Below are 12,559 nucleotides of genomic sequence, written 5' to 3'. Positions count from 1 at the left end.
CTGCATCCAGTTCGCGACCCGGCACGTATGAGGGAATCCATCGCCTGGAGTCCGTCGTCATGTCCGCATCGTCCACCGCCCGCGTCGTCAACTGGGTCGAACAAGGCCTCGTGCCTGACCGCGTCGTGCGGCTTGGCATCCGGCGGCTGCTGAAGGAACGGCTGCACGAGATCCGGGCCGACGACGTCGCCGCGTCGGCCGCGCTCAGCACCGATTTCATCGCCGGCCTGCGCAACGCACCGCTCGCGCTGCTGCCCGAGAAAGCCAACGAACAGCATTACGAACTGCCGGCCGCGTTCTTCGGCAGCGTGCTCGGCAGCCACCGCAAGTACAGCTGCTGCTGGTGGGGCGACCCTGCCGGCACCGCCATCACGACGCTCGATGCCGCCGAGGCCGCCGCACTCACCGTCACCTGCGAGCGCGCCGGGCTGGTCGACGGGCAGCAGGTGCTCGAACTCGGGTGCGGCTGGGGTTCGCTGTCGCTGTGGATGGCCGAGCGCTTCCCCGGCAGCCGCATCACCGCGGTGTCCAACTCGCATTCGCAGCGCGCCCACATCGAGGCCCAGGCGGCGCTGCGCGGGCTGTCGAACCTGCGCGTCGTCACGCAGGACATCAACGAGTTCGATCCGGCGGAGGCCGGCATCGGCGACCGCTTCGACCGGGTGGTGTCGGTCGAGATGTTCGAGCACCTGCGCAACTGGCCCGAGGCGTTCCGCCGCGTCGCCGGCTGGCTGCGGCCGGGCGGACGCTTCTTCATGCACGTGTTCGCGCACCGCAGCACGCCGTATGCGTTCGTCGCGCGCGATGCGAGCGACTGGATGAGCGAGCACTTCTTCGCCGGCGGCATGATGCCGAGCGACGACCTGGCGCTGCACTTCCAGGAGGACTTGCGGCTGCTGCAGCGCTGGCGCTGGGACGGCACCCACTACCAGCGCACCGCCGAGGCCTGGCTGCAGAACATGGACGCCCGCCGCGCCGCGCTGCAGCCGGTGTTCGATGGCTGCTACGGGGCCCGGCAGTCGGCGCTGTGGTGGGTGCGCTGGCGGCTGTTCTTCATGTCGTGTGCCGAGCTGTTCGGCCACGACGGCGGGCAGCAGTGGTTCATCAGCCACTACCTGTTCGAGCGCCGCGCATGACCGGCGCCGGGTCGTCGTTCGGTGCGCTGCCGCAGGTCGCACCGTGGGGCCTGGCGGCGAGCGCGTCGCTGGCGCTGGTCGCGTGGGCGGGCAGCGTGTTGCGTCGCGATGCGAGCCTGGTCGACCGCTTCTGGTCGGCGCTGATCGGCGCCGCGGCGCTCGCCTATGCGCTGCTGCTGCCGGCCACCGGCGCGCGGGCGGGGTGGATGGGCGCGCTGCTGCTGGTGTGGGCGCTGCGGCTCGCCGTCTACATCAGCTGGCGCAACTGGGGACATGGCGAAGACCGCCGCTACCGGGCGATCCGCGCGCGCAACCAGCCGAACTTCGCGTTGAAGAGCCTGTACCTGGTGTTCGCGCTGCAGGCGCTGATCGCGTGGGTGGTCGCGACGCCGTTCCTGGCCGGCTTCGCGGTCGATGCGCCGCTGGGCGCGGTCGACGCGCTCGGTGCTGCACTGGCCGTCTTCGGCATCGGCTTCGAGGCGGTCGCCGATGCGCAGATGGCGCGCTTCAAGGCCGATCCGGCGAACCGCGGCCGGGTGATGGACCGCGGGCTGTGGCGGCTGAGCCGCCATCCGAATTACTTCGGCGAGGCCTGCACCTGGTGGGGCCTGTGGCTGCTCGCCTGCGGCGCGGGCGGCTGGTGGACGGTGGTGTCGCCGCTCGCGATGACGGTGCTGTTGCTGAAGGTGTCCGGCGTCGTGCTGCTCGAGAAGGACATCGGCGAGCGCCGGCCAGACTACCGTGACTACGTGGCGCGGACCAACGCATTCATCCCGTGGCGACCCGGCAAAGGCTAGAGCCATGGTCCGCACGCATGCACGAGCGCACCGATGTGCCCATCAAGCCACTCCCCGGGATCCGGCTCCGCCGGGCCGAGGGGAGGCGCCCCTTGGGGGCAGGAGCGATAGCGACTGGGGGGGCCCACATCAGCGGTGGAATTTGCCGTCGGAGCCGATGATCGACAGGTCGGCGAAGTCGAGCCCGGTGTGGTCGGTCATGCTGTAGCTGACCTCCATGCCGCCGATGTCGTAGCGGTTCATGCCGTTCAGCGCAGCCAGCAGCCGTTCGCGCGTCGGGTTCGGGCCGGCCCGGCGAAGCCCTTCGACCAGCACCTTCGCGGCGGCGAAGCCTTCCATCATCGCCGGCGACACGCCGTCCAGCTGGCGAGCCTTCGCGAGTTCCAGCGCTTCCTTGACCAGCGGCGACGCGATCGAGCGCTCGTACGGGAACACCTGCGAGACGATGGTGCCGCGGCCGTAGTCGCCCATCAACCGGATGAAGCCGCTCGCGGCATTGTTCGACAGCGTGACCACCTGCGCCGCCGAGCCCGCCTTGCGCAGCGCCATCGTGCCTTCGGCCACCGCGCCGGACGAGCCGATGAACAGCACCGCCTGCGCGCCGGACTTCGCCACCTGCGGCGCCAACTGGCTGAAATCGGGCTTGCTGCGATCGAACTTCTCGAGCATCACCGGGCTCTTGCCGATGCCGTCGAAGCCGGCCATCGCGCCCTGCACCGCATCGGCGCCGAAGCTGTCGTCGACCTGCAGCACCGCGATGCGGTCGACGCTGACCAGGCTCAGGTGGCGGATCATCCGCTCGGCCTCGCGCTGGTAGGTGGCGCGCACGTTGAAGACGTAGGGCTGCACCGGCTTGTGCAGCGCCATCGCGCCGGTCGACGGCGCGATCATCGGCACGCGGTGCTCGGCCAGCAGCGGCAGCAGCGCCTGCGCATGCGGCGTGCCGCGTCCGAGGAACATCGCCAGCACGCGCTTCTCGACGATCAGCGTCTTCGCGTTCTCGGCACTGAGCGCCGGGTCGAACTTGTCATCGAGCGACACCAGCTGCACCGACTGGCCGTGCACGCCGCCCTGGGCATTGACCCAGTCGATGTAGAGCTTCGCGCCGTCGGTGTTCTCCTTGACGCCGGCCGCCGCCGCACCGGTGAAACCGGAGGTCTGCCCGACCAGGAGCTGGGCTGCGGCAGGGGCGCCGATCGACATCATCGTGGCCGCCAGGGCCAACGCACCGAGGTACTGCTTCATCGCGTGTCTCCGCTCTGTCTGTGAACGCATCGCGCCGCGCAAGAGCGCGCGGCAAAAGCCATGGTTTCACGGGCAGCGCGGGCGTGCCTGCGTGCAGTACGCCTGTCTGCGCGTCACGCCGGGGCGGGCGTGACGTGCTGCGCAGAGCGCTCAGCGGCGGAACTTGCCGTCGGGTCCGATGATGGAGAGATCTGCAAAATCGAGACCGGTGTGGTCGGTCGTGCTGAAGCTCACTTCCATGCCGCCGATGTCGTACTTGTGCATGTTGTTCAGCGCGTTGAGCAGCTTGTCGCGCGTCGGCGTGCCGCCGGCGCGGCGCAGGCCCTCGACCAGCACCTTCGCGCCGGCATAGCCTTCCATCATCGCGGGCGTCATCGCCTCGAGGCCCTTGGCCTTCGCGAACTCGGTCGCTTCCTTGACGATCGGCGACGCGATCGAGCGCTCGTACGGGAACACCTGCGTGACGATCACGCCGCGCGCGTTGTCGCCCATCTGCGCGATGAAGCCGCTGGAGGAGTTGTTCGACAGCGTGACGATCTGCGCTGGGCTGCCGGCGTCGCGCAAGGCCTTCGTGCCTTCGGCCACCGCCGCCCCGGCGGCGATGAACAGCACGGCCTGCACGTTCTGCTTGGCCAGCTTCGGCGCGATCGCGCTGAAATCGGGCTTCGCGCGGTCGAACTTCTCGATGGCGACCGGCTGCTTGCCGACCGCGGTGAAGCCGCTCGCCGCGCCGACGACGGCGTCGGTGCCGAAGCTGTCGTCGACGTGCAGCACCGCGATGCGCTCCATGCCGATCAGGCTCAGGTGGCGGATCGCGCGTTCGGCCTCGCGCTGGTAGGTGGCGCGCACATTGAAGATGTACGGGTTGACCGGCTTGTGCAGCACCATCGCGCCGGTCGACGGCGCGATCAGCGGCACCCGGTACTCGGCCAGCAGCGGCGCGATCGCCTGCGTGTGCGGCGTGCCGCGCACCAGGAACAGCGCGACCACGTTCTTCTCGGTGATCAGCTTCTTGGCGTTCTCGGCGGCGAGCTTCGGGTCGAACTTGTCGTCCACCGAGACCAGCTCGATGCTCTGGCCGTTGATGCCGCCGCGTGCGTTGACCGAGTCGATGTACAGCTTCGCGCCGTCGGTGGTTTCCTTGACGCCGGCCGCGGCCGGGCCGCTGAAGCCGGCGGTCTGGCCGATCACGATCTGGGCGGCCGCGGTGGCCGCGAGGCTGGACAAGGCCAGCACGCAAAGAAGTTTCTTCATGATGTCTCCGGTTTTCCCTGGATGGTGTCGCCGTGTCGACGGACGCTGTCCCAACGGCGCACGGCAGGCCGGGATGTTTTCACACGCCACCGCCGCGAGCATGCGTCAAGTGGACGAAATGTCCACCCAGTCGCCTTCGGCGCGACTTAGTTCGCGGTCGGCGCGTCTTCGTCGTCGCCCGTCAACCCAGGGTCATCGGGCCGCCACTGATCCAGCACCGTGCGCAGGCTCTCGAACTGCATCGGCTTGGTCAGGTGCTCGTCCATGCCGGCCTCGAGACTCGATTGCCGGTCGGCTGCCAGCGCATGCGCGGTCAGCGCGACGATCGGGAACGGCCGCAGCGTGCCGTCGGCCTGCAGCGCACGCAGCCGGCGCGTCGCCTCGACGCCGTCCATGCCCGGCATCTGGATGTCCATCAGCACCAGGTCGGGCGCCTGTTGCAGGCAGTGCGCCAGCGCCTCTTCGCCGCTCTCGGCGACGCTGACCTTCATGCCCAGCACCATCAGCATCTCGCGCGCCACCAGCTGGTTCAGCGGGTTGTCCTCGACCACCAGCACGTGCATGCCGGGGCGCATCGGCGTCGACGGTTCGATCCGCGCCGGAGCCCGGCGCGTCTCGGCGCTGGCGACGGTGCGCAGCTCGGCCGGCGTCAGCGGCTTGAGCAGCACCGCCATGCGGCTGCGCGCGGCCCGTTCGAGCAGCACCGGCTGGTGGAAGTCGGGCCGCAGCAGCAGCGTGACGCGCGTGCTGTCGGGCAGCGCGCGGCGCAGCGCCTCCAGGTCGCTGTGGTCGTCGAGGCCGTCTTCGGCCAGCACGATGCAGTCGGGTGCGCGGCCGCCGAGCTGGGCGCGCCGCGTGGCCTGCGCCAGGTCGGGGATCAGCTCGGTGGTCCAGCCGAGGCGCTCGATGCGGCGCGGCAGCCACGGCGACGTGGTCGCGCTGCGCACCACCAGCCAGGCATGCCCGGGCGCGTGCGGCGCGAGCGCCGGCTGGGCCGCCGCCGCGAGCCGCAGCTCGACGCTGAACACCGAGCCGCGGCCCGGCACGCTGGTGGCCGTCACTCGGCCACCCATCAGCGCGGCCAGCTTGCACGCGAGCGACAGGCCAAGCCCGGTGCCGCCGTGCTGGCGGCGCGCGCTGTTGTCGCCCTGCTCGAAGGGCCGGAACACGCGTTCGAGGGTGGCGGCGTCCATGCCGGTGCCGGTGTCGTGCACCTGGATGCGCAGCAGCCACGGACCGTCGGGCTGCGGGCGCAGCTCGGTGACCAGCGCGACATGGCCGTGCGCGGTGAACTTGACCGCATTGGCCAGCAGGTTCGAGACGATCTGGCGCACCCGCGCCGGGTCGCCCTGGAACTGCGTCTGCTCGCCGAGGTAGTCGTACAGCATCGCCAGGCTGCGGCCCTGCACCTGCGGCATGAAGCCGCGGAAGGTCTCGGCCAGCAGCTGCGACAGGTCGAAGGTCTCGAGCCGCAGCGCGAGTTCGCCGGCCTCGGCGCGGGCGTAGTCGATCACGTCGCCGATCAGGCGCAGCAGCGACTGGCCCGACTGCCGGGCCAGTTCGAGGTAGCCGCGCTGCTCGTTGTGGGTGGCCAGGCGCTGCGCCAGCTCGGTCATGCCGAGCACCGCGTTCAGCGGCGTGCGCAGCTCGTGGCTCATGTGGGCCAGGAAGGTGGCCTTGGCCTGGTGGGGCGCGGCATCGGTGTCGAGCTCGCGCAGGCTGCCGCTCAGCCGGTCGGCCGCGGCAGTGCCGTCGGCGGTGGCGCGCATGCGCACCTGGAACCAGCGCAGGCTGCCGTCGGCGCTGCGCAGGCGCAGGCGCCCGTCGACGGTGTGGCCGGGGGCGCGCGTCGCGGCGCCGCACAGCGCATCCCAGCGTGCCAGGTCCGACCGGTCCACCCGTGTGCGAATGGCGGACGGCTCGTCAGCCAGGTCGGCACCGAGCAGCTCGCGGCAGCGCGGCGAATGCCAGGCGCTGGGGGCGGGGTGGCCCGGTGTGAGTTCGTGCTCCCACACGCCCTCGCCGACGACATCCATCAACCGCGTGGCGCGGCCGCTGTCGGGGGGAAGGGGAGGAAGCGGAGGGACTGCTGGTGCTTTCATGACGCCACACGCAAACGGCACGCGCGAAGCGTCGCGCATGGTAGCCAATGGACTCCGTCTGGGCAATGCGCTTCGGTGTCCGATGTGTTGCGCCACGTCAGCGGGGGTTGCTGACGGCTACTGACCAATGGCCCGCGATCGTGCTCGCCCGCCCTGGCTCCCTAGAATCTTCGCCTTCGCATTCCGAAAGCCTCCCCCATGTCCGATGTCGTGCCCGATGACATGACCGGCGTGATCCGCATCCGCGGCGCCCGCCAGCACAACCTGAAGAACCTGGACCTCGACATCCGCACCGGCGAGATGACGGTGGTGACCGGGCCGTCGGGCTCGGGCAAGTCGAGCCTGGTGTTCGACACCTTGTACGCCGAGGGGCAGCGGCGCTATGTCGAGACCTTCAGCGCCTACGCGCGCCAGTTCCTCGACCGGATGGACCGGCCGGCGGTGGACCGGGTCGACGGCGTGCCGCCGGCGATCGCGATCGACCAGACCAACCCGGTGCGCACCTCGCGCTCCACCGTCGGCACGATGACCGAGCTGAACGACCACCTGAAGCTGCTGTACGCCCGCGCGGCTGCGCTGTTCGACAAGCAGACCGCGCAGCCGGTGCGGCACGACACGCCGGAGACGATCCATGCGGAACTGATGGCGCGCACCGCGGCGAGCGACCCGCGGCTGGTGGTCACGTTCCCGGTCGAGCTGCCGGGCGGCACCACGCCCGAGGAAATCGAGCAATGGCTCGCGGCCAGCGGCTTCACCCGCGTGCAGGCGGAGCGCGAGGTCGCGACGCCGACCGGGCCGCGCAAGGTGCTCGACGTGGTGGCGGACCGCTTCCGGCTGCAGAACACCGAGAAGGTGCGGGCGATCGAAGCGATCGAGACGGCGCTGAAGCGGGGCAGCGGGCGGGTCAACGTGTATGTGACGGACGAGCAGGCCGAGCCGGTGCTCTGGCGCTTCTCGACCGGCCTGCACTGCCCCGACAGCGACCTGCGCTACGGCGAGCCGCAGCCGGCGCTGTTCTCGTTCAACTCCGCGATGGGCGCCTGCGAGACCTGCCGCGGCTTCGGCCGCGTGATCGGGGTCGACTGGGGGCTGGTGATCCCGGACCACCGCAAGACGCTGCGCTCCGGCGCGATCAAGACCATCCAGACGCCGGCCTGGAAAGACTCGCAGGACGACCTGCTGAAGTACGCCGCCGAGGCCGGCATCCCGCGCGACGCCGCGTGGTCGCAGCTCAGCGAGGCGCAGCGCGACTGGGTCATCAACGGCTCGCCGCACTGGAAGGGCAACTGGAACAAGCAGTGGTACGGCATCAAGCGCTTCTTCGAGTACCTCGAATCGAAGTCCTACAAGATGCACATCCGCGTGCTGCTGTCGAAGTACCGCAGCTACACGCCATGCACGACCTGCGGCGGCGCGCGGCTGAAGACCGAGGCGCTGCTGTGGCGCCTGGGCAGCAAGCCGGATGCCGACGGCGTGCTGCCGCCCGAGAAGCGCTTCCTGCCGCAGGGCACCGCGTGGTCGCGCCCGCAGCTCGAAGCGCTGCCCGGCCTGACGGTGCACGACCTGATGCTGATGCCGATCGACCGCATCCGCCGCTTCTTCGACGGCATCTCGCTGCCCAGCACGCTGCTCGACGACGCGCTGAAGCTGCTGCTCGACGAGATCCGCACGCGGCTGAAGTACCTGTGCGACGTCGGCCTCGGCTACCTGACGCTGGACCGCCAGAGCCGCACGCTGAGCGGCGGCGAGGTGCAGCGCATCAACCTGACGACCGCGCTCGGCACCTCGCTGGTCAACACGATGTTCGTGCTCGACGAGCCGAGCATCGGCCTGCACCCGCGCGACATGAACCGCATCGTCGAGGCGATGCACCGGCTGCGCGATGCAGGCAACACGCTGGTGGTCGTCGAACATGACCCGGCGGTGATGCTGGCCGCCGACCGGCTGATCGACATGGGCCCCGGCCCCGGCGAGCGCGGCGGCAACATCGTGTTCGACGGCACGCCCGACGAGATCCGCCGTGCCGACACGCTGACCGGCGCTTACCTCGGCGCGCGCAAGCAGGTCGGGCTGGGCGGGTTGAAGCGGCTGGTCACCGACGCCACGCCGAAGCTGATCCTCGAAGGCGCGCGCGACCACAACCTGAAGAACGTGACGGTCGAGTTCCCGCTGCAGCACCTGGTCTGCGTGACCGGCGTCTCCGGCTCGGGCAAGAGCACGCTGATGCAGGACGTGCTGTTCCCGGCGCTGGCCCGCCACTTCGGCAAGGCCACCGAGACGCCCGGCGAGCACGACCGCCTGCTCGGCGCCGACTGGCTCACCGATGCGGTGTTCGTCGACCAGTCGCCGATCGGCAAGACCGCGCGCTCGAACCCGGCCAGCTACGTCGGTGCGTTCGACGAGATCCGCAAGCTGTTCGCGAAAGAGCCGCTGGCCGGCCAGCGCGGCTACAGCGCCAGCATGTTCAGCTTCAACGCCGGCGACGGCCGCTGCCCGACCTGCGGCGGCTCGGGCTTCGAGCACGTCGAGATGCAGTTCCTGTCCGACGTGTACCTGCGTTGCCCCGATTGCGACGGCCGCCGCTACCGCGCCGAGATCCTCGACGTGAAGATCGAGCGCCGCCTGCCGGGCGAGGTCGTTCGCGAGCTGAGCGTGGCCGACGTGCTGGAACTGACCGTCAGCGAGGCGGTGCAGATGTTCGCGCAGGACCGCGAGGTGCTGCGCGTGCTGCAGCCGATCGTCGACGTCGGCTTGGAGTACGTGAAGCTGGGCCAGCCGGTACCGACGCTGTCGGGTGGCGAGGCGCAGCGGCTGAAGCTGGCCGGCTTCCTCGCCGAGGCGGCGCAGACCACGACCGCGAGCCGGCAGCCGGTCGCGAAGAAGGGCACGCTTTTCATGTTCGACGAGCCGACCACCGGGCTGCACTTCGACGACATCGCGAAGCTGATGCGGGCGTTCCGCAAGCTGCTCGACGCCGGGCATTCGCTGGTCGTGATCGAGCACAACCTCGACGTGATCCGCGCGGCCGACTGGCTGATCGACCTCGGGCCGGAAGGCGGTGAGGCCGGCGGGCTGGTGGTCTGCACCGGCACGCCGGATGACGTGAAGCTGCATCCCACGTCGCACACCGGCCGCGCGCTGGCCGACTACGACGTGGCGATGCGGCTCAACGAGCACAAGGTGGAAGAAGGCGTGCCGCTGCAGTACCTGGTGAAGAAGGCGCGCGACGTGCAGCGCGACGAATCGATCCGCATCGTCAATGCGCGCGAGCACAACCTGAAGTCGCTGGACGTCAGCATCCCGCGCGGCAAGTTCAGCGTGGTGACCGGCGTGTCGGGCTCGGGCAAGAGCACGCTGGCCTTCGACATCCTGTTCAACGAGGGCCAGCGCCGCTATCTCGAATCGCTGAACGCCTATGCGCGCAGCATCGTGCAGCCGGCCGGCCGGCCGGAGGTCGACGCGGTGTACGGCATCCCGCCGACGGTGGCGATCGAGCAGCGGCTGAGCCGCGGCGGCCGCAAGAGCACGGTCGCGACCACCACCGAGGTCTGGCACTTCCTGCGGCTGCTGTACGTGAAGCTGGGCATCCAGCATTGCGTCAACGACGGCGCGCCGGTGCGGCCGCAGAGCGTCGAGAGCATCGCGGCGCAGCTGCTGCGCGACCACCAGGGCGTGCACGTCGGGCTGCTGGCGCCGCTGGTCGTCAACCGCAAGGGCGTCTACACCGACCTCGCGAAGTGGGCGAAGGCGCGCGGCCACACGCACCTGCGGGTGGACGGCGATTTCCTGCCGGTCGACCCGTGGCCGCGTCTCGACCGCTTCAAGGAGCACACCGTCGAGCTGCCGGTCGGCGACCTGGTGATCGGCAAGGACAACGAGGCCGAGCTGCGCGCGCTGCTGGCGCAGGCGCTGGATGTCGGCAAGGGCGTGATGCACCTGCTGAGCCCGCTGAAGGGACTGCGCGGTGCGATGCTGGCCGGCACGCCGACGCGCAAGCTCGGCGAGGTGAAGGTGTTCTCGACCAAGCGGGCCTGCCCGGTGTGCGCGACCAGCTACCCCGAGCTGGACCCGCGCATGTTCAGCTACAACAGCAAGCACGGCTGGTGCACCACCTGCGTCGGCACCGGCCTGGCGCTGACGCGCGAGCAGCGCAAGGCGTACGACGATTCGGTGCAGGACGACGACAACAAGGGCCGCGAGCAGAGCTTCCCGTCGGAGGAGGCCGAGGTCGAAGGCGTGGTCGACGAACCTTGTCCTGACTGCAGCGGCACGCGGCTGAACCCGGTGTCGCGCGGCGTCACCTTCGACACCCATTCGATCGCGTGGATCGCGCAGTGGTCGGTGACCGATGCGCGCAAGTGGGTGCAGGCGCTGGCGCTGGCCGGCCGCGACGCGGAAATCGCGCGCGACGTCGTCACCGAGATCGCGAGCCGGCTGGAGTTCCTCGAGGAAGTCGGCCTCGGCTACCTGACGCTGGACCGTGCGGCGCCGACGCTGAGCGGCGGCGAGGCGCAGCGCATCCGGCTCGCGGCGCAGCTGGGCAGCAACCTGCAGGGCGTCTGCTACGTGCTCGACGAGCCGACCATCGGGCTGCACCCGCGCGACAACCAGATCCTGCTCGATGCGCTGCACAAGCTGGGCGACAAGGGCAACACGCTGGTGGTGGTGGAGCACGACGAGGACACCATCCGCCGGGCCGACCACATCATCGACATCGGCCCGGGCGCCGGCAAGCGCGGCGGCCGGCTGGTGGCCGAGGGCACGGCCGCCGACCTGGCGACGCATCCCGATTCGGTGACCGGCCGCTTCCTCGCGAACCCGCTGGTGCACCCGCTGAAGGCGCGGCGCGAGGTCGATGCCTTCCTGGCGTCGGTGGCGAGCCAGGTCGCGAAGGAAGGCGAAGCGAACCGGCGGCTGACGGTGCACGGCGCGTCGCTGCACAACCTGCAGCAGGTGACGGTCGACGTGCCGCTGAAGCGGCTGGTGGCGGTGACCGGCGTCAGCGGCTCGGGCAAGTCGACGCTGGCGCGCGACGTGCTACTGGCCAACCTGCAGTTCATCAACGTACGCGGCGGCAAGCCGAACTGGCAGGGTTGCGAGAAGATCGACGGCTGGGGCTACATCGACCGCGTGCTCGAGGTCGACCAGACGCCGATCGGCAAGACGCCGCGTTCGTGCCCGGCGACCTACATCGGCTTCTGGGACACCATCCGCAAGCTGTTCGCCGACACGCTGGAATCGCGGGCGCGCGGCTACATGCCGGCGCGCTTCAGCTTCAACACCGGCGACGGCCGCTGTCCGGCCTGCGAGGGGCAGGGCATGCGCACGATCGAGATGAGCTTCCTGCCGGACGTGAAGGTGCCGTGCGACGTGTGCCACGGCCAGCGCTTCAATGCCGAGACGCTGGCGGTGAGCTGGCGCGGCAAGAGCATCGGCGACGTGCTGCAGATGGAGATCGACGAGGCGGTGGAATTCTTCGCGTCGATGCCGAACATCGCGCACCCGTTGCAGCTGATGAAGGACGTGGGCCTCGGCTACCTGACGCTGGGCCAGCCGTCACCGACGCTTTCTGGTGGCGAGGCGCAACGCATCAAGCTGGTGACCGAGCTGACCAAGGTGCGCGACGACGTCGGCCGCCGCGGCAACAAGGCGCCGCACACTCTGTACGTGCTGGACGAGCCGACGGTCGGGCTGCACATGGCCGACGTCGAACGCCTGATCCGCGTGCTGCACCGGCTGGTCGATGGCGGGCACAGCGTCGTCGTCATCGAGCACGACCTGGACGTGATCGCCGAGGCGGACTGGGTCATCGACCTGGGACCGGAAGGCGGCGTGCGCGGCGGCACGGTCGTCGCGAATGGCGTACCTGAGCTGCTGGTCAAGACCCGAGGCAGCCACACGGGCGTGGCTTTGAAGCCTGTGCTGGCTCGGACCTGAAGGCCGAGTTTCTTTCTTTGCGTGCTCGTGAGGGCAGGGCACTCAGGGACTGGACTGTCCCCCGCGAAAGGGCCGCCTGGCGGCTGCC

The 12,559-nt window shown here is 70.0% G+C and carries 6 protein-coding genes; 3 read left to right on the top strand and 3 right to left on the bottom strand.

Annotated elements, in window-relative coordinates:
• Positions 1-59: 59 nt before the first annotated feature.
• Both FHT26_RS09400 and FHT26_RS09395 read left to right on the top strand, forming a co-directional pair.
• Positions 60-1,136, top strand: coding sequence for an SAM-dependent methyltransferase (locus FHT26_RS09400; protein ID WP_168559872.1), 1,077 nt, complete (start codon positions 60-62; stop codon positions 1,134-1,136).
• Positions 1,133-1,933, top strand: coding sequence for a DUF1295 domain-containing protein (locus FHT26_RS09395; protein WP_168559871.1), 801 nt, complete (start codon positions 1,133-1,135; stop codon positions 1,931-1,933). Before FHT26_RS09400 ends, FHT26_RS09395 begins: the two co-directional genes overlap by 4 nt.
• Positions 1,934-2,062: 129 nt before the next feature.
• Here FHT26_RS09395 and FHT26_RS09390 read toward each other — a convergent pair whose 3' ends face one another.
• The 3 genes from FHT26_RS09390 to FHT26_RS09380 form a co-directional block, all read right to left on the bottom strand.
• Complete coding sequence (locus tag FHT26_RS09390) at positions 2,063-3,178, bottom strand: ABC transporter substrate-binding protein (protein WP_168559870.1); 1,116 nt, start codon at positions 3,176-3,178, stop codon at positions 2,063-2,065.
• 150 nt (positions 3,179-3,328) lie between these two features.
• Positions 3,329-4,432 carry an ABC transporter substrate-binding protein gene (locus tag FHT26_RS09385; RefSeq protein WP_168559869.1) on the bottom strand — a complete coding sequence of 368 codons (1,104 nt, stop codon included), beginning with the start codon at positions 4,430-4,432 and terminating at the stop codon, positions 3,329-3,331.
• Between the two features lie 146 nt (positions 4,433-4,578).
• The gene (locus FHT26_RS09380; protein WP_168559868.1) at positions 4,579-6,468 is read right to left on the bottom strand and encodes a response regulator; all 1,890 of its coding nucleotides are present in this window, start codon (positions 6,466-6,468) and stop codon (positions 4,579-4,581) included.
• A 264-nt stretch (positions 6,469-6,732) separates the two neighbouring features.
• On the opposite strand from FHT26_RS09380, the gene uvrA reads away from it, so the two are divergent.
• Positions 6,733-12,471 (top strand): excinuclease ABC subunit UvrA, encoded by a 5,739-nt coding sequence (gene uvrA / locus FHT26_RS09375; protein WP_246867808.1) that lies wholly within the window; start codon positions 6,733-6,735, stop codon positions 12,469-12,471.
• Positions 12,472-12,559 lie beyond the last annotated feature (88 nt).

The organism is Rhizobacter sp. SG703 (assembly GCF_012275445.1).
Taxonomy (GTDB): Bacteria; Pseudomonadota; Gammaproteobacteria; order Burkholderiales; family Burkholderiaceae_C; genus Rhizobacter.
The sequence above is the reverse complement of the archived record's forward strand: the minus strand, read 5'-3'. Positions and strand labels throughout refer to the sequence as shown.